Here is a 19,005-nt window from a genome sequence, read left to right as displayed (position 1 = left end):
CAATATGATTTTATTTAGGAAAACGGAATGTTACAGAATCTGATCAATCGCTTTGAAAGCTATCAGGCTATACAGGTCAACAAGAACTTCAATTCGCATGAATTGACTGTGCTTGGAAAAATCTTGCTGGAAGGTGCGCGCGAAGTTGAAGTGGCCAATGTCATACGCTTCCCATCCATAGAACAGGGCTTTTCTATATTTTCCATAGAAAGCGGTTCTACCCTGTCACCGCAGGCAGCTCCCATCGCTGCCAGTGAATCTGATGCAGCGCCTGCTCCGGCGCCTGCGGCCCAAGCTGACCGTGTCCTGCCGAGGCTGGCAAGTGGCCTGGTCAGTGACTTGAAGAATGATGCCTATCACCTCATCGTCAGACAGGGGAACGGGCTGGAACACGGCATGGTGCTTGCCTCCTTTACGAATATGCAAAGTGCCGGTATTGCCTTGCGCAAGCTGGCAAAACTGAATGCCAGGAAAACCCGGTTCTGGAAAATTCTCGGCGTCCTTATCGTCTTGTATTTGCTGCTGACCATTCCCATGATCAAGCGCCCACCGCAAAAATCCCTGGAGGAAATTACCACCAGCATGGAAATGCGCAATCCGGAAGTCGCAAGGCAGATGGAAAACATCAACCGTAGCCGCACTGTCGGCAGTGAGCTCATGGCCCAGCCGCAGCAAACCATGCCAGCGCAGCCAGATCCATCCTCCATGCTCGGTGGCCCTGGCACAGCGATGGAGCCTGCACAAACTGCACAAGCATCGCCTGCGCAGGGTGCTGCAGCCAGACCTGAACAGAGCCAGGGTAATTTCGGCTTTTAATGGCAGCCCTGGTGTCGGAGTGAAAAGGGCAGGTGTATGACAGGTGCACGGCCCTTGTAGTTACTGGCAGATGTTATCGACATAATTGAGTATTGAGGGAAGTATGGCCCAACCACAACAGGCAGGTCTTGAGCCGGAAAATGAGGTCAAGGCCCATCACAGACGTCGTGATACGCGTCCGCAGTTACAAAGAATTAAAGAAGATATTCTTTTCAAGCCGGAAGCTGCCAGCATACTGATGTTTGTGATTGGCGCCGCCGCCATGATCTCACCTACCTGGCATGAATACATTGTCGTATTCGGCATCCTGCTATTCCTGTATATACGCTCCAGCTTCAAGCATTACAGCCTGCCTTTTCGCATGCCCATGTCCACTGACTATGACGCTGCTGCGAATGATGGCAAGGGACGCTCAGGCATTATTGATCCTGAAGAAATCAACCCTGCAACCGACAAGCCGACCTGGGCCAAAGGCATTTCGCATTTTGGTAACCGCAAAAAAGATGATGCTGAACTCTGGTTCAATAATGATGACCTGCGCACTCACATCCTGATCTTTGGCTCTACCGGTAGTGGTAAAACCGTGGCACTCGTGTCCATGGCCTATAACGCCCTGATGCAGGGTTCAGGCTTTATCTTCGTCGATGGTAAAGGCGATGCCAGCCTGTTTGCTACGATCTTTTCCATGAGCCGTGCAATGGGCAGGGAAGATGATTTCCTCATCATCAATTTTGGTACCGGTTCACGCGATATTGAAGGCCCGCAACTGACCAAGTTATCGAATACCATCAATCCCTTTGCTTTTGGTGCGTCTGATGCGCTGACACAATTGCTGGTCGGCCTGATGGGCGATTCCGGCGGCAGCGGTGATATGTGGAAAGGCCGTGCGATTTCCTTGCTGACTGGCTTGATGATCGCTCTGGTTTCCCTGCGCGATGCAGGCCGTATCTTGCTGGACGTCGAAGTCATACGTGACTTCATGCAATTGAAATACATCGTCGCCTTATCGAATGGCAAGAACCCTATCGATGGCACGCCGATCAAATTGTCTGACCGCGCCCAGGCTGCCATCAAGGCTTACCTGAGTTCCCTGCCTGGCTTTGTAGAAAAGAAAGGTGCTGACCAATCCGCCACGACGCTGGAACAGCATGGCTATCTGCAAATGCAATTTACCCGCGTGCTTGGTTCCTTGTCTGATACGCTGGGTCATATCTTTAAAACCAATCTTGGTGAAGTCGATCTGTACGACGTCGTCGTGAACCGCCGCATCCTGGTGGTCTTGCTGCCCGCATTGGAAAAATCTCAGGACGAGCTGGCCAATCTGGGTAAAGTCGTCATCATGAGTCTGAAAAACATGATGGCAGCTACTCTTGGTGCGCAGATGGAAGGCAGCAAGATGGAAGTGCTGGATAACCGCCCTACCAATGCACCGTCGCCGTTCGTGACGATACTTGATGAATATGGCGCCTACGCCGTGCCCGGTGTTGCCGTCATGCCTGCGCAGGCACGAAGCCTGGGTTTCAGCATGGTATTCGCCAGCCAGGATATGCCGGGCTTCGAGAAGGCTTCCAAGGAAGATGCTGCCTCCATCGCCGCCAACTGCAATATCAAGATCTTCATGAAGCTCGAAGATGCCGAGCGCACTTACGAGATTTTTGAAAAGTCTGTAGGCATGGCTGACGTCATGGTCATGGGCGGCATGCAAGCCAGCACCAACGGCATGTCCACCAACTATATGGACAATATGAATGCCACCATGGAGCAGCGTTCACGCGGCTCACTGCAAGACTTGAAAGAGCAGACGCCGGGTGAAGCACATATCCTGTTCAAGTCCAGGATTATCCGTGCCCGCATGTTCTCATGCGGCATGGTCGATGAACGCAATCTCTTGACCAAATACAGGCTGAATCACTTCATCAAAGTCAAGCCTCCTGCCTATGGCGAAATGGCAGAATGGGATTTGTCGCCCGAAGCATTGAAAAAGAAAGCCGATGTCGCTAAGGCGCAGGCAGAGAAAGACGTAGCGGTTGCGAAAGAAGCGGTAGTTGCAGATGCAACTGCTGTCATCGCCAAGGTCATGCCCGCCGCTGAAAGTGCATCAGTTGTCGCCCAGCCCTCAAGCAGTGCCGCTCCTTTGAAAACAGAGAATCAGGCAGCACAGGAAACAGGCATCAGAGAGCGCACCGCGCGTACTCTGTTTGGCAAGCGATCCGGCCAGAAAAAAGCAGCGGAACAGGAATTTGACGGTGCCGTGATCAGCATTTTTGGCCGCAGCAATGACAGTCTGGATGAAGCCAGCAAGGCAGTGGTCGCCCCCTGGGCCGCAGATATACAGGCCAGCATGCACGAGCAACTGGCACCTGCAAATGCGTATGAAACAGGCTGGCAAACAGCCACGACTCTGAGTGATTTGTATGCCATGGAAGAGAAATATGGCAAGGCCACGCAAACACAGATACTGATAGACCAGCAGCATACCCATGCTGCTCTGGTGGCGATGGACAGGCTCCTGGGTGTGGATGCCTCGAAGGCGCAAAATGATGCTGCGCATGTCATCAATGCCATTGTTGCCAATGCCTCTTATGCATGCCAGCCTACACCGGCAAAACGTAACGGCAAAAGCAGTCTGGTAGAAGCATTCAGCAAGAAATACGCTGTCAGGTAGGCATGCAAATGTACACGCCGCCAGCCAACCTGGATACCAGCACAGTGCCGTCACCCAGACGTGATTTCCTGGCTAAGTCCTTTGCTGTTGCGGCGGGGCTGATCCTGCCTGCCACGGTGGGCGCTGCCAATGATGCAGCTGGGCAGTTGTTCAGGCCGGATTATTACTATCCAGAGAAATCTGGCGAAGGGCGCATATTGCGCCGTCTTTATCTGACGCGCGAAGCCTCGAAGTGGCATGCGGCTGAACGGGCTGACTTCTTGCTCTGGGGTAAGGATGGCCGTATCGATGCCGAAGGCTACAAGCGCCTGTGCTGGTTTTTAAGGGATGTCAGGAGCAGCAGGGTAGTTCAGGTGGATATGCGCCTGGCAGCCTTGATCACAGCGGTGCAGAGCCATTTTTGGTTTAACCAGGGCATACATGGTTATTACCACCTGACTTCTGGTTACCGTTCCTGGGTCACCAACGACCAGACTGAGGGCGCAGCAGCAGATTCTGGCCATGTCTATGCTGGCGCTGCAGATGGCTGGCTGGATGGTGTCAGTGTCGAGGATCTCGCCGGTGCCGCTCTCAGCCTCAGGGCTGGCGGTGTTGGCTTATATAAAAAACGTGGGTTTGTTCACACTGATGTAGTGGGAAAGCCGAATTTATGGAAGGCATGATGTAATGCAAAAGAAACGCTTGGTAAAAAGTATGCTCATGGCGCTGGGTGTGTCGCTTTCCCTGTCTGCAATGGCAGCGACGGACTGGAAGAAAATCATGACATCGCGCGGCAACAAAGTCGTCAAGGAATTTTCTTCACCTTCCGGGTTTCGTGGCCTGGTCGTCGAGGCTGGCGGTGCCGAGAAGACATTCTATGTGACTGAAAACGGTGACTATCTTTTTTCGGGCGAGTTGTTTGGTGAAGACGGCCTGCCCTTGTCGCAGAAGAGTGTTGCGCCAAAGTCAGCGCCAGACTGGAACCGCATCATGCAGGGCAAGGGTAATAATATCGTCAAGGAATTCCGTTCTTCTTCCGGCTTCAAGGGCCTGGTGGTAGAACGTAATGGCAGCAAGAAAATATTTTATGTCACTGCTAACGGCAAATTCCTGGCGGCTGGCGAGGTCTTTAACTCTGCCGGTGGCTCCATCACCAAAATCGAGATGGCTGAGCAGGCAGGCGTCGCTCAGGCTGCGCCTGTTGCGGTCACAGGATTGTCACCAACGCAGGCAAGCGAAGTTGATAAGACGGTTTCCGAGCAAAGCAAGATGCTCACTACCATCCGTGAGCTGGAAACTGTTCCTACTGAGTTCAAGAACAAGGTTTTTGCCGCAGCAGAAAAATCTACCGCATGGGTAGAAGAGGGTAGTGGCAATAATATCGTGTACGTGATCTTTGACCCTATCTGCCCACATTGCCACAAAACCTGGGAAATGCTGCGGCCTTATGTGCAACGCGGTCTCTTGCGCGTACGCTGGATACCGGTCATTTCATTAAGCGGTAATAATATGCAAAGCCCATCGGCGCAGATGGCAGCCTACTTTTTATTGAATCGCGGTGAAACCGATATCGTCGAAAAAATGTTCAGGAAAACCATCAAGTCGGTCGCGCCGGATGACAGGGTGGCGCGGTCTTTGTCGCAGAATCTGTTGTTCTTACGCGATACCAAATTTAGAGGAACTCCTCTGCTGATTTATCAGCGTGGCGGTGAACGCAATGCTTTTATTGTCCCTGAGCAACCTGAGGTCGAACAGATAGAACGCATGATCAGGAAAAATTGAAACCAAATGTTTCCTGACTCTGATGCTGGGGGAAATTTGAGGAGCTAATCTACATACTTGAGTAGGTATTCAGTGTTTATATTGGTGGAAAACAAGCTGACGGGCATGTCATGTAACTAAGGGCAGCCGCGGCCTGATTTCTGTTGAGACGATGCTTGAAACTGCCGCTGTTTCATAGCGGCATTTCAAGCACTATCTCAAGTATCGCAGTTGAGGGCGGTGTCATCATCAAGTGGTACGGTGCCTTGTTATTTATATATTTTATTTTTTGTCAAGGGTGCTTGCAAATAGAAACAAAAGCAAAACCAGTTTGAACCTCGCGCTATAGGCTGAACATGGCCGCTAGGTTAAGATATGTGGCTTAAACGCTTGCCAAGATTCATGAATAGTTATTATTAATCTACGGCAACTACTGTCTTTTTAAGCTAAATTTAAACAAGCCAGTCAGCATTTTTCATCATACGGACATTCTTCTCTGCAACAATGAAGGGCCCATGGAAATAAAGGCTGCAAGCAACAAAGACAGTGTGAGGTAGAAATGATTTACTTTTGGATTTTGGTAGTCGTGTTGCTTTGTCTTGTTATATATGCCTTTGATCAGCAATCTGAAATTGATCCAGAGACGACCAGGCCGCGAAAATTGTTCGTACGCATAGTTGTCTGGTGCTTGCGTTCCTTACGTCAGTTAGGCAGGAACATCGTGCATGGATTCAAGGCGGATGTAGTGGGTTGGCGCTCTGGTGCCAGCTTGAAGAAACAGACTCAGCAAAACCCGGAACATAAAGATTGATATTGCGTTTTAGTTTGGAGCATTCAGTGGACGAAATCATGAATGAGGACTTGAAATCTTCAGAAACCGCAGCTCAGCCACTGACCAAGTGGGCGGATTTGACGATGCACACCTTGCGTATGGTGGTGGCCTATGACCCTGATACGCAAAGCAAGCGCTTGTGCTTACTCGGCCCCTTGTCACTGGCGCAGCGCCGCATCCTGGCGCGTGAAGAGTTTTATGAAGAGCAGGGACTGCTGTTCAGGGATGAATTGAATTTTGGCCTGACGCAACTGGCTGCCATATTCCCGTATGTCCGCGTAGTCAACAAGCTGGCCAGTGAAATTGGTGTGCTCGTCAATGAATTGCCTGCCTTGCAGCAGGAATTGAAGAAAATGGCGGCCCTGCGTCCGACTATCGTCACTACCGCTTCGAGCGCAGAAAACCTGTTGCAGGTGCCCTTGAGCCGTCCGGTACTGTCTATAGAGCCTGTCCCATTTTCCAGCCGTTTTTCCAGTGTCCGCAGCCACCTTGGCCACGCAGAATTCAACCGTCTCAAAAAGGCGGTTTTTGTTCGCGCCGGGTACCGTTGTGAGATATGTCTGGAAAATGGTTTTGAACAAGGCCATCAACACCCGGTTGAATGCCATGAAGTGTTTGAATACGACGAAACCAGGGGAACGCAGAAAATCACAGCCCTGATGAGTTTATGCCCTCGTTGCCACTCGGTCAAAAATATAGAGCTGAGCAGGGCCAAGAGTGATGAAGAATTCGAAGCAGCGATGGCGCATTTGGCGAGGATCAATGGCTGGAGCAAACCGCAGGCACAGACTTATTACCAGCATGCCCTGCATGTATGGAAAGAACGTTCAAAAAAATCCTGGGAATTGAATCTGGATTTGCTTGATGGTACAGGCTTGCAGTTTCCTGGGGAGGATAAACAGGTGGTAAAGCGCCCAAAGCGGGGACGTGAAGTCGGCTCCAAGCTGCCTTTTCTATCCCAGCTCCCACTGAACAGCATGAAATTGTTTTCTATAGCGGGTGCCCAGAAAGAGGGTTGAATTTTTTGGATTGCAGGTGAATTTGTAAAACGCCATATACAGTTCTTTAGAATGTATATGGCGTTTTTGTTTTGCCGGAAAATCTGGTCTGATTTACCCATAAGAATTTCATTAAATCAACAATGATTTCTTAAGGTACGAACTTGTACGCAGTCACGAATACGCATTTCAGATCGACGAGTTTGCAGCGCAGGTTTCGCAAGACTGTTGTGCCAAAGTCTTTATCGTTATTGGCCAAAACAGCTGAATTGAATATGCCATCCTTGCCCATGTTATAGCGGGAGCAGGGATGGCATTTTGCGCATGATGAAGCGCTTACTGCGCTGAGGATACTACGCTGCCACGTTTAGCAGCCATCTTGCCACCAACCCCTTTGACAACCTGACCTACCCCTGCTGCCGCCTGACTGCCGGCACCATCAACGCCCTGATGGATATTGCCTGCCATGGATTGTGCTTGACTGCCGACAGAGTCACTGCCACCTATCCAGCGCATGATATTGTCCGGTCCGGTATTGATGATGCCAAACACAGTAATAATCATTTTGGTAGTTATGCCCGAATACAGTATCAATGTCCCAAGTAAAGTCATGATGCCTACCATCGAGCCTTCAGTCATATTCGAGATGGATTGAAAAAATCCCTGATTGACGACGGTCATGATAGGCTTAATCAGCAGCATGGCAGCAAACAGGAAGATAACCATTAATGCGGGGCGTATCAAGATAGACAGGACAAACATATAGCCCGGTGAGCCACGGCCAGCAATATCGTGTCCTTCCGGATGCATGTGCGCAATTGCCCAAATTGGCGCTGCAATGACAGCCTCAACAAAGGAGATTAACCACCAGGCGACACCAGAAACCCAAAATACATAGGGGAGCATGGGCAATATTATTCCAAGGAACATCCCCATGCTCAACATGATCCCTGTCAGGGCTGCCAAAATAATCGACATGGTGGTAGCGTTGCCAGATTTTTCACCGGACGGCAAAGCACCAGAACCTTGCACTAGCATGACTTCCCCTGCCACGATGGCAGTATCGCCAATTGACTTCAGCTGTATCAGGGGATCCAGGCCATTTTTCCCAATTTCGCCTACCATGGCGAACTTCAACATACCTGTGGAAATGCCATCAGTGATGCTATTCCAGGTTTTTCTGATATCGAATATATCGAACTTTGCTGGAGTGTTACTCTCTATCTTATTCGCAAGATCATTTGTTCCTATAATAGTTTGCTGGATATTGTTCAGAAAAACAGAGAACGCAGAATTCTGACTCTCGTTCTGCATACCGGCAATATTGGGGATGGTATAAGCGGTAGAAATCGAGGAATTGATCACATTTTGAATGGCATTATTCAAGTTGCCGATCTTCATGTAAAAAGAACCGGCGTGCAGCCATCCCGCTTCTTCCATTTGTGCCTGCATTTTACTTACCCACAGAGCCTGAATAGTGCCATTTTTTAGCAGAATTGTTTTCATGTGTAACTGAATTTTTTCTATCAAGTCTTTTTCGTATTGCAGTTGGATGTTTGAAAGTGTGCTTTGATACGTGCCACCCGGACCCGGAAGCATTACGACTTTGGAGGCATCCGTTGACATTAGCAAGGCATCAGCCATCGCGATGAGATCAGGATTCTTGAGCATATTTTCAATAATTATTCCATGCTCCTTGCGCATTTCTGTTTCAAATTTTATCTTGTCCGCATCGTTAAACAAATTGACGGCTTCAAAACCGGTTACGTTGAATTTTGAGGCTGGCTGACCGTCAGTATCTGATAGCAATGTTGTGCAGCCTGTCTGACTAGAGAAGAAATTGTCGCAACCAATCAGGGTGTTTTTTGCATTGGCTAGCTTCGTTATCAGGCTCGAAGCACTCCACTGTATGGTGCCGCAATAGCCCGCACTACCGGCGTCTTGGGAGCCTTCGGCGGCGTAAATAATTTTTCCGTCTGGAATATTAACATTAGGAGTGATTTTCATTCCGTACATATCACCGGCCTGCTTGCAAGCTACCATCAGGAATACTTGTTTTGCAGTTTTATTTGGAGCAAGAAATGGGGGCGCAATAGAGGCTTGCTCACCGATATTCTTATATGCAGTCTTCCAGATTGTGCTGCCCAGTCCAACTGCCTGTAATCCAGCCCAGATCAGTACTACTTGTAAGAAAGAATAGCCTGCAACCGTTGGCAGCAACATCGCCATGCCGCCAGCAGTACGTAATGGAACCATCATGGTGTCCCATTTTTTGCCCAGCCACTCTCCGTCCTTGGCAGTATGTACAGCCCCACCAATATAAGTGTAGGCCATGATAATCATGCCAATGACCAGAACGCCAGCATTCATGGTGCCTAGCAAACTGGAAAGGATGTGAGTACCGTTGGAGGCTATATTGCCGTTATAAATATTTTTCACGACGTCGCCGAAAACGTACCTCAGGATCATTATCGAATAATCCTCGTCTCCTTTGGTGGGTACCCAGAAATTGCCTGCATAAGCACTCGTCATCTGAAAGAAATATAAAAGTGGAAGCACGGCATATTTGCTAAAGTGTTTTTGTATCCGCATGGTTATCTCTTTAATGGCTGAATGCTGTTGGGCGACTCTGATGATGTTCTTTTGTGGACGATTAAATCATCCATGAGTATTTTCAAATAGGTGTAATACGCTTCTTCTTGCGCGTCGTGCCAGTCGCCATATCCGGTCGCCCGGTAGGCAGGGTGATGGCGGGTGTCAGATCCATACCCTGGCTGAATGCTCTTTCGTGATAGCGTTTTTCATTTTCGTTGACTACTTTTTCACTTGGCTTCTTGTGTAGCTTCCTACCTGGATTTCTGAGGTCATCATTTGCATCCAGCACCAATACCGGTTTTGCTGTCGGCACCCCATTCAGCGTTAAATGCGGCTGGTTTAATGGGATGGCATTTGCATTGTTCGTATTCGGCTGGTTATACAGCTCTGCAACCATATCTGCGGCGTGCAAAGCGTGCGCCACAAGTACACCACCTACCGGGCCCAGCATGATGTCGGCAACATGATGGGCTGCCTCTATCATTTTATGTTTTTGCAAATTGTCGCTAAATTCATCCGTTGCCTCGGCTTCGGATGTTGCTGAATTTGCATTTCTTAATGTTGACTTATTGTCCAAAATTACCGCCATTAAGTTTTTTACTTTCACTTTTTCAATTATTAATGATAACCTGATGGTAAAAACTCGACAAGTAAAATAATATTTTTAAAAAACTTATTACTTATAAAGGTTTTTTGAAACAAAGTAAAAAGTACAAGGGTATTTTCTTTAAATAATTCTGTAGTTATAATGCGTCAGTGTTGTATTTTCTGGCATGGATAATATATGGTTGATTTAACAAGTAAAGGCTTGGAGACGTACTGGAGCGAAGTGTCGCCCGGTGCGCCGTATATTATTGGCGCGATGGATGCTACCGAGGATTGGGTGCTGGATGGTGATACACCCATGGATGATGAGTTGACAGCACTGGTGACATCCATGCCAGCCATGCTGGCCCAGGCTGTGCAGTCTGGACAAAAGGCGGCTTTCATCAACGACTTGCTGGTTGTACTCGCCTATTTGCATTCGTCCAGGGCCTTGCGCCTGGTGTATTGGCTGGAAACCGGATTTCCTGAAATTGAATTTAATTTCCTGCATGAGGCACAGAGTCTGTATGAGCAGGGTGGTGTGACTGCTATTGACCGGGTGGCTTTCAAGCTCATGATGGATAGATTGCGCTTCGCACGGAAGACAGCGCTGTTGCAAACGGTATTTGCACCTGAGCGACTGGCTGCAGTAAAGGCAGCCATTGAGCAGGGCGTGCGGGTGGCCTGATGAAATTCATTTCTCAAAAATTACTGCTGTCAGTCTGGTCATTAATAATGGCATTGTTGATGCTGATGCCAGGTATCAGTGCTGCCGACAGCATGTCCGGCGTGGGCGATCTGACCATCACCACGCTGGATGCAAGCGCACAAAAAACTTTGGAACTGAATGGGGTAGTGGGGGCAAATCAGACAGAGCTGGCAGCGATTGATCCCTGCGCCACAAAAGCAAAAGATTCTCTGACAGAGGGGCAGCAGCACATGGCCCGTTCCATGACATACAGTGATTCAGTCAAAAAACTGAATGACAGTGTGAATGCCTGTCTTGACAATATACAGACAATTTCTGCAGTGTTTAACTTGCCAACCAGTTTCAGTTTTACACAAATGTTTGAAACAATACTCAAACAGTTGATGGAAAAACTGGTGAATGAAGTCATCATGAAAATATGTGCTGCTGCGACTGGGGCATGGAATTCTGCCGTTGGTAATGCGATCAATACGCTTAATACGGGCATCAATCAATCAGGTATCAATACTTTTGGCAGTGTTGTCGTTGTTGGACCTGCGCCGCCTGGCCCGGCACCTGCAGCACCCGCGCCAGCTAGTCCCCCATCCGCCATACCAGGCTTGTAATTTGCACGGCGCTTGTGTTGGACGGGATAGAAAAGACAGTATAAAAGTAGAGTAAATAAGCGAAATAAATAAGCAACATAGATGGGCAGAATAAACAGGATGTATGCGCTTGAGCAGCTCAGACAATGATACGAAAGCAAGGAGCTTAGTGATGCGGGAAATTGTGAAAAATGTGATGTGCCGTTTGTTGATAGTCTCTGTCGCCATCTTGCCAGCCATGGTCAGGGCAGACGGTGTCTCGACTGTTGGTGCAGTGGGATCGGTGGATTCCAGCCTGGTGATACTGGATGCGAATACGCAGAAAAACATGCGTGCATCAAATGCTCTGGGTACCAGTGAAACCAAGGCCAGGACGCAAAAAAATTGCGGTAATGATATGGACGATGCCATCAACAAGTCGTCGAGAAACATGGCAACTGCGGCGGCGCCGGGCGATCCGGTCAAGCGCTTCAACGACTCCATTAATTCCTGTCTCAACAATATCCAGTTGATTTCAGTGGCGTTCAATCTGCCGACCAGTTTCAGTTTTACGGCGGCATTTGAAGCCATCCTGAATCAGCTCATCGACAAGCTGGTCAACGACATCATCATGAAGATCTGTGCAGCGGCCACTGGGGCGTGGAATAGCGCAGTCAGCAATGCAGTCAGCACTGTCAACTCGGGTATCAACCAGTCAGGCGTGAATACCTTTGGCAGCTTCGTCAGTGTCGGCAGCGGGCCGTCCAGCCCGCCACCTGTGTATTCGCCAGCGCCGCCACCTGCTGCGCCCGCCCAGTCTCAATCGACTATTCCTGGCTTATGAGTAAAGGTTAAGCGATGAAAAATCTGAATAAAAAATTCGTGGCGATTGCAGTGTCATGCGCCCTTGCTGTACCAGTCACATTAATTCCTTTGCGTGCTGACGCCTGTTGCGGTGACGGTGCGGCTGCTGCGGCAGGTGCGGTTTCTGCAGGTGCAGCAGTAGTTGCTGCAGTAGAGGCTGCGGCGGTCGCAGTGATTGCCGCCATGACTGAACTCGTCGAATTGCAAATCCTGCCTGAAATCTGGGGTGCCGGTGCAAAGGTCAAGGCTGCCGTTGAAATGAATGGTGCAAGAGCCAAGGTACTGGCAGAAGGCAAGATAGCCGTTGATGGTGATATCAAGATCAATGAAGCCGCTGCAATCGCCTTGCTGAATATCAAAGACCCCATGCTGAATGGTCAGCGTAATTGCTATGACCTGGCCTCATCAACTACCCTGGGGTCTGCTGTGGGTGGAGTTTCACCGGACTCGCAAAGCGTGCAGGAAAAAGTTAACTACTTCCGCAACGGTGCGCCGGATATTCGTGCAGAGATGGCCAAGCGCTATCAGGACGACATGATCTATCTGGAAAACAGTGCAGAAGGCAAGCGTTATTACCAGGCACCGGTCAATGCTTCCAAGACGGTATTGGCATCCGCTGACAAACCACTGGATGACGCAGGCCTGATTGCAGCATCACGTTTTGCGGTCAACGTAGTGGGTGAGCCGCCGAATACGCCCAAGAATGTCGATGAAATTTCCAAGACTGCCGCAGGCAAGCAATGGCTGTCAGCCAATAACACCTATGCGGCGCGGGCATCTGTGCCATTGGCGACGATGGAAAATGGCGCCCTGATGCGCAAGGTTGATCCCAGCCTGACACCAGATTCCATGGGCCTGGTTGCGCCTGGTATCACAGCCTTGTCGCCTTTGCAGGCCATGAAGTTGTTCGTGGAAAACCGCTTTGTCGATCAGTCCTGGTATTTGACTTTGTCGCAATACAATACCAATGGTCTGTTGCGTGAGCTGAACAAGATGATGGCATTCAAAAGCTGGATGGATTATCAATCCTATGTGCAGCAGGAAAGGGTGGAGCAAAACCTGGCGACACAGGTTGCGATCCTCAATGAAATTGCCGTGAGCATGAATCCGAATTACGCGAAGAATCGTGAAATGGCTCTGCGTTCCATTGGTACAACTCCTTAATCGCATACAAAGAGCGATGACATTCATGTGGACTTATTTCAATAAACAAAAATCGCAAAAGCATCCCGCCGCCAGGAAGAGTGGTTTGCGGCGGTATGCTCCGTTCTATTTGAGTTTTTTGTTGTTGTCCCTGTTCTTTATTTCGCAGTCGGCCAGGGCTGGTGTCTGCGTTTATATGGGCTACACTATCTGCGAGATCTGGTCGCCGGATATGCTGCTTGCCATATCTGAATCCACATCATTGATCATCGCAGCCATCTCTGCTGCGGTTTCTGCCGTGACTCTTGCCGCTGCTTCGCTGGTTAATTACCAGGTATTGCCTGAGACCTGGGGCGCAGGTGCAAAAGTAGCTGCTGCTTTTGAACTTGGCGGGGCGCGCAATAAAGTCGAGAATGATGGCGAAGCGGCCATGTTGCAGGGCAAGTCCTTCCTGTATGGAACGCAGGTCGGCCTGCCCGGCAGCACTCCCCGTGGTCCGGAAGAAGCCGTTGCTGCTACCCTGATCAAGGGAGTCGGCACCAATATGCCTACCAAGGTCTGCAATGAGCTGGTTGCACAAACGCAGGTCACGCCTCTGGTTTCTTCCGGCACGGCGATAGCGGCTGATGCAATGAATACCCGCCTTGTCAATAGCATGCGTACTTCAAGGATGGCAGATGCTGAGGCAAGTTATCTGCGCCATTCCACGACTTATTGCAGCATGTCCGATGTATTTAACGGTATTTGCGAAGCTGCCGCAGCCGATCACCTGCAGAATCTTGATGTCATACCACCTGGTTATACCAGGACTGGTGAGGCGAAGACCACCCAGCTGTCAGAAGAAGAAAAGCGTGCGGCCATGGTATGGTCAGAAAACGTCATGGGCATGGGTAATTATCCTGCCACTGATTACAACGAAGACACTTACAATTCCGACGCCAGGAAAGCTTTTTCAGGTAGTAATGATGTCATACAGGCGCGCATGAGTACCGTGGCTCACTCGTTTAATTCGCAGATCGCCCGCCGCAGTAAAGTGGTGGTGGCGTTCAATGCAGACAATTCAGCGCGTGCCGACGTGGCCAACCAGATTGCTGACGCTAATCCCAATCTTGACCCATCTTCAACAACGACAGGCACGCCAGAGACGCAGGCACGCTGCGCCGCCAGTGCCGATTTCGCCAAATATGAAGCCATGGGTAAGGCAGATGTGAATGCCGCCATCAATAATTCCTTTGCCAACGGTGACTCTGGAACCCCTTTGCTCAATTTTGGTATTTCCCGCTCTGCCTGGCATTACTATGCCTATGTAGAATCAACCAAGAATCCGCGTGCCGTCAGCCCGGCTCATTACTATGGCCTGTATCAGATGGGTGCTGGCGCACTGGCTGACGTAGGCATGAGCGGGCTCTTGCCCGAGCAGGTGTTTGATCCTTACCAGAACGGTATCGCTGCCAAAAAATATGCGATCGCCAATATCGCAGCTTTCAGCAGCACTTTCCCGCAAGGGGTGAAAGGTGTGCCGCCGGTGTTTGTCCTGTACGGCATGCACAATATGGGCGCTGCCGGTTTCAAGCAGATTTACGACAATATCACAACAGGTGCGCCTTTATCTACAGCCAGGAAAAAAGCTATCCAGGGCAATATGAGTCCGCGTGTCCCGCTGGAGCAGATCAATGGTCAGATGTATTGGGAATTCTGGCGCAAGAAATTTGGCATCAATGCTTGCTGATGCCGGTCATGTAAAAGAGAAACAGAGAATATCTGGTGAAACCATGAAAAGAAGTGTGCTCACAATTACCCTGACTGCAGTGCTTGCGGTAACTGCAACTGCCCATGCTGCAGATGTAGTCAAGCTGGGGCAGGAAGCAAAATCGGCCGCAGGTGTCGAAAAAGTCATTGCCCTTGCTGACAGTGGCAAGGATACCTATTGGGTGTCGAGTTTTGTCCGCGACGGTAATTGCCCTGAGAAGTCAGGTAAGTGTGGTAATGATGCGATTAATGTGCGAGGCCCTGGCGGTGTAGCCAGTATCGCTGTGGAAGACGCCAGCGGGGCTGGTGGATTTTTTTCGCAGACAAAAAATCAGGTAGCCGTGGTTTTGCTTCCCGCAAATAAAGGGGGCTATATGTATGCATCTGCAGAAATCTTTATCTTCGGCGCAGACAAGAAGCCTCAAAGCGTACTCAAGACTGCAGAAGTACTGTTGAATAACCTCGAAGGTGCCGCGTGCCAGGGCAAAAAGCTTTGTGCTGACAGCAAGCTTTCCGCCAGCTTCCCTGTTTCGGTCACGCCAGATTACCCGGATGTGGTTTTGCGCCAGACAGGAACGGCAATGAACCAGTCTGGAACGGCACTGGAAAAACTCGACCGGACTTTTTCATTTACTTTTGATGCCAAGGCCAGGCAATACATTGCCAAACGATGATGCGGCTGTTTTTCAATTATTTGCTATTTACCCTGGCTTGCCTTGCTGCTGGTGTCGTGCAGGCGCAAACCAGCTTGGGGAGTGAACCTGCTGAAGACAGTCCCTGGTTTTCGTTTTACATGATAGAAAAGTCGGCGAAGAATCGGGCTGAGGCGAGCAAGATATTCTCCATGAAGGAGACGGACGCCGTAAAGAAAATCGATACCTCGCTGGCCTATGCCTATCCCAAGATGGCGGTGTTGCGTCCTGCTGGCATTATTGCCAGTGAGCCGGACAAGCGCTATGCCATGATCTACAAGAAGATGGCGTGGTATGCGGCAAATGACCAGGTGGTATCAGCGCAAATTTTGTTTTATACCGCTGTTCGCCTGAAACAGGCTGACCAGAATAAGGGTGTGGCACTTGATTTACCTTACCTGACCTTGCATCACTTTATTTATAACAGTATCTGCGTCGATACTTCACATGACAGTGAGTACGACCAGACAGTGTGCAAGACAGTGCAGACAGCAGCAAGCCGTGCGCAGAGCGAATTACGCAATGAGAAAATCAGGCAATACCTGAACTGGGCAGCATTGGGCCTGGGATTTGAGGACAAGATCGCTTATGAGGCCGGAGTATTTTTGATGGAGCGTGAAAATCCCACGCGGAATGAAAAAGACACGATTAAGTCCATACTAAAACCATTGTTGAAAAAAAATGCAGGCTAAATTTACTCTCAGACCCTATCTGCTGGCGACAGCAGTCTGCGCGAGCTTGATGACGCAAAATCTGGCGTCAGCAAGCACTTGCCTGCAAACTGTCATCAAGTCGGGCCAGCTGGTTGTCAGCAGCCCGTTTGGCTGGCGCTTTGATGCCAATCCTAATGGCCGTGGCAAATGGCAGTTTCACTATGGTACGGACTTTTCAAAAAAAGCACTGACCGACCCCATGGTAGTAGCACCGCTGAATGGCACTTACCGCTCCTTTCCAGGTACTGCTGGTTGTGGCAATATGGTTGTCATCAGCCAGCCAGATGGTTTTGCCACCAAATTCTGCCACCTGAAAAGTTTTGAACCTGACGCCAGCGGCAAGGCCAGGCTGAATGGTTCCAGCATCAGTGTCGGTGACAAGATAGGCGTACCGTCGAACACCGGTATCCTGCCCAATCCCGAACATATCCATCTGGAAGTGATCACCAAAGGTGAGGCCAGTAGCACCAAGGCCTGGCGTATACCGCCACCGTTTTGCGGTGGTGTTTCATTTACCTATCAGGCCGCCGTCGATAAACCAGAGAGAAAGCCACCCCTGAGCCTGGTACGTCCGGCTGGCGTGACAGACAGGGATGTTTTTGGCGCAGCCACACCTAATTTCGACAAAGAGTTTTACGACAAATATCTGGCGCAGAATGCCACGACGGGAACGGTACCCAGCTCGTCCGTTGCTGTTCCCAATCCTGTCGCCAATGTGGATGCTGCCAAGATCGCCAAGTCTGGTGATAATGCATCGCAACAACCACCTATGCCCGCGCCTTTGCTTGCGGAAGAAATGTCATTTTCTGAAATGATAGTTGGTGAGGCGAAGAAGCGCTTTGGTTCTGAACAGTGGTATTCCGAACTCTCACTCAAGGGAGAGCTGCCTTTGTACTATGAGTTGGCAGTCATGACGGCGTACCAGATCTATATGCAGTATCAAAAACAGGAAGTTGCCGAGAATATAGTGCAGTTGTCTGCCACCAGGACAGCGCTGCTCAATGAACTCGCTATCCAGATGAAAACCAAAAAATTGCGTGAACCTGCATTGCGCAGTATTTCACCTTAATGCCTGATACTTTTGTGAACCCGGTATCGATGAAATGAACGCGCGCCCTCATCAGTCTGAGCAAAGAAAATACTGCATACACCAGGTAGCAATCATGTCTTTGTTGCTTGGCATGATATGGCCTGTTTGTGTTCAGGCCCGGCAAGTCAACGACCTGACACAGATGGACAGTCCCGGCGCAAATAAAACCGCCACTGAACAGAAAAAAGCGCAGAGTGGCCCGGGCAGCGCGCCAAAATTGAGAGCCGAGGACAGCAAAAAATATCAGGCGGCCGTTGCCGGCATGAAAGGCAAGAATGGCGATGAAATCCTGAAAGCCATGCAGACGGCGAATGCCGAAAAGCTGGCGAAGATGTCTCCTGAAAGACGAAAGCAGATTGAGGACTATCAAAAAAAATACCAGTCCGAGCTGAAGGCCGGTGACGCCAGTCCTCAATATAAATCGCTGGATGCCGCGATGGAGAAACTGCAAATACACTTGTTGGGGCTGGATCGTGGTGATGGCAAGAGAATGACTGTGCAGCAAAAAACGTATTTTGAGCACAGGGAAGCGCAGATACGGCAAAAATACTTTGACCCAGCCCGTCGTGAAAAAAACCGGCGCATGCAGGATGAGTCATCTGCTTACCTTAAAGCCAATCTTGACAGGCAGGCAGACTATGCCAAAAATTTTGAATCAGCCGGTCTCAAGACTGAGCAGACCAAAGCTGCGCCATTGCCCATGGATGTCTTGAAATCGAACTGGCTGGTGCGCAAAATGGCAACAGAAGAACCGGCGGCGTTGATGCCCAGGGCATCTGCTTTGCCGCCAGCAAATGCAGGCTTGATCAAAGCGCAGATGGACGACTTGTCACTGCAACTGAGGTCAAACAAGAGCATGACAGTATCCCAGCGCTATGGCCCGGATGCCCGTACGGTCAGTGAGGCAGATGGCAAGAGCAAGTTGCAGGAACTGGCACGCAATGGAAACGCAGTTGCACCTGCTGCGGCTATGCCTTTGCCTGGCCCCGGCGCAGCAGATAAAAATAAGGCGCAGCCAGAAATGCCTGCGCGCAAAGCTTCACCTATCCCTGGCCTTTAATGCCTGCTTTCTAAGAACTGCGCAATAGTGTTTTTTGACGTCACGACCCTCTTTCCGGCTTGTCATTGAGCGGCAATTTCTGCAGACTGCTGCCTGCCAGCCCGTTTTTCTTTCCGTCCAGCCCGCTTTGACTTTCAATTTATGAAGGCATATTATAGCTTTTTAGAAAATCGGCAGTTGTTGACTGCAAA

16 protein-coding genes are annotated in these 19,005 nt (G+C 49.9%); 14 read left to right on the top strand and 2 right to left on the bottom strand.

Features of this window, described 5'->3' with window-relative positions:
* Positions 1-27: 27 nt before the first annotated feature.
* The 5 genes from UNDKW_RS25360 to UNDKW_RS25340 all read left to right on the top strand — a co-directional run bounded on the left by UNDKW_RS25360 (position 28) and on the right by UNDKW_RS25340 (position 7,072).
* Positions 28-816, top strand: a complete 789-nt coding sequence (locus UNDKW_RS25360) for a hypothetical protein (RefSeq protein ID WP_162061014.1) — start codon at positions 28-30, stop codon at positions 814-816.
* Positions 817-919: 103 nt separating this feature from the next.
* Entirely contained in the window at positions 920-3,481 is a 2,562-nt protein-coding gene (locus UNDKW_RS25355) for a type IV secretory system conjugative DNA transfer family protein (RefSeq protein ID WP_162061013.1), read from the top strand.
* Positions 3,482-3,489: 8 nt separating this feature from the next.
* The gene (locus tag UNDKW_RS25350; RefSeq protein ID WP_162061012.1) at positions 3,490-4,143 is read left to right on the top strand and encodes a DUF882 domain-containing protein; all 654 of its coding nucleotides are present in this window, start codon (positions 3,490-3,492) and stop codon (positions 4,141-4,143) included.
* 4 nt (positions 4,144-4,147) lie between these two features.
* Positions 4,148-5,242, top strand: coding sequence for a hypothetical protein (locus UNDKW_RS25345; protein WP_162061011.1), 1,095 nt, complete (start codon positions 4,148-4,150; stop codon positions 5,240-5,242).
* Positions 5,243-6,070: 828 nt separating this feature from the next.
* Positions 6,071-7,072, top strand: a complete 1,002-nt coding sequence (locus UNDKW_RS25340; protein WP_162061010.1) for an HNH endonuclease — start codon at positions 6,071-6,073, stop codon at positions 7,070-7,072.
* A gap of 315 nt (positions 7,073-7,387) precedes the next feature.
* Here UNDKW_RS25340 and UNDKW_RS25335 read toward each other — a convergent pair whose 3' ends face one another.
* Both UNDKW_RS25335 and UNDKW_RS25330 read right to left on the bottom strand, forming a co-directional pair.
* Positions 7,388-9,643, bottom strand: coding sequence for a DotA/TraY family protein (locus tag UNDKW_RS25335; RefSeq protein WP_162061009.1), 2,256 nt, complete (start codon positions 9,641-9,643; stop codon positions 7,388-7,390).
* Positions 9,644-9,725: 82 nt separating this feature from the next.
* Positions 9,726-10,253: a hypothetical protein gene (locus UNDKW_RS25330; protein WP_162061008.1), complete on the bottom strand. Its 528-nt coding sequence runs from the start codon at positions 10,251-10,253 to the stop codon at positions 9,726-9,728.
* A gap of 177 nt (positions 10,254-10,430) precedes the next feature.
* Between UNDKW_RS25330 and UNDKW_RS25325 the strand changes: the two genes are divergently transcribed.
* The 9 genes from UNDKW_RS25325 to UNDKW_RS25285 all read left to right on the top strand — a co-directional run bounded on the left by UNDKW_RS25325 (position 10,431) and on the right by UNDKW_RS25285 (position 18,814).
* Positions 10,431-10,919, top strand: a complete 489-nt coding sequence (locus tag UNDKW_RS25325; RefSeq protein WP_162061007.1) for a hypothetical protein — start codon at positions 10,431-10,433, stop codon at positions 10,917-10,919.
* Positions 10,919-11,545: a hypothetical protein gene (locus UNDKW_RS25320; protein ID WP_162061006.1), complete on the top strand. Its 627-nt coding sequence runs from the start codon at positions 10,919-10,921 to the stop codon at positions 11,543-11,545. Before UNDKW_RS25325 ends, UNDKW_RS25320 begins: the two co-directional genes overlap by 1 nt.
* 151 nt (positions 11,546-11,696) lie before the next feature.
* Positions 11,697-12,347, top strand: coding sequence for a hypothetical protein (locus UNDKW_RS25315; protein WP_162061005.1), 651 nt, complete (start codon positions 11,697-11,699; stop codon positions 12,345-12,347).
* A gap of 14 nt (positions 12,348-12,361) precedes the next feature.
* The gene (locus UNDKW_RS25310; protein WP_162061004.1) at positions 12,362-13,531 is read left to right on the top strand and encodes a hypothetical protein; all 1,170 of its coding nucleotides are present in this window, start codon (positions 12,362-12,364) and stop codon (positions 13,529-13,531) included.
* A gap of 16 nt (positions 13,532-13,547) precedes the next feature.
* Positions 13,548-15,239 carry a hypothetical protein gene (locus tag UNDKW_RS25305; RefSeq protein WP_162061003.1) on the top strand — a complete coding sequence of 564 codons (1,692 nt, stop codon included), beginning with the start codon at positions 13,548-13,550 and terminating at the stop codon, positions 15,237-15,239.
* Positions 15,240-15,282: 43 nt separating this feature from the next.
* On the top strand, positions 15,283-15,933 hold the full coding sequence (locus UNDKW_RS25300; protein WP_162061002.1) for a hypothetical protein: 651 nt from the start codon (positions 15,283-15,285) through the stop codon (positions 15,931-15,933).
* Complete coding sequence (locus tag UNDKW_RS25295) at positions 15,933-16,643, top strand: hypothetical protein (protein WP_162061001.1); 711 nt, start codon at positions 15,933-15,935, stop codon at positions 16,641-16,643. The genes UNDKW_RS25300 and UNDKW_RS25295 overlap by 1 nt, the downstream gene beginning before the upstream one ends.
* On the top strand, positions 16,633-17,733 hold the full coding sequence (locus UNDKW_RS25290) for a M23 family metallopeptidase (protein WP_162061000.1): 1,101 nt from the start codon (positions 16,633-16,635) through the stop codon (positions 17,731-17,733). The genes UNDKW_RS25295 and UNDKW_RS25290 overlap by 11 nt, the downstream gene beginning before the upstream one ends.
* 94 nt (positions 17,734-17,827) lie before the next feature.
* Positions 17,828-18,814, top strand: a complete 987-nt coding sequence (locus UNDKW_RS25285) for a hypothetical protein (RefSeq protein WP_162060999.1) — start codon at positions 17,828-17,830, stop codon at positions 18,812-18,814.
* Positions 18,815-19,005: the final 191 nt, after the last annotated feature.

It is taken from the genome of Undibacterium sp. KW1 (assembly GCF_009937955.1).
In the GTDB taxonomy this organism is placed as follows: domain Bacteria; phylum Pseudomonadota; class Gammaproteobacteria; order Burkholderiales; family Burkholderiaceae_D; genus Undibacterium.
The sequence above is the reverse complement of the archived record's forward strand: the minus strand, read 5'-3'. Positions and strand labels throughout refer to the sequence as shown.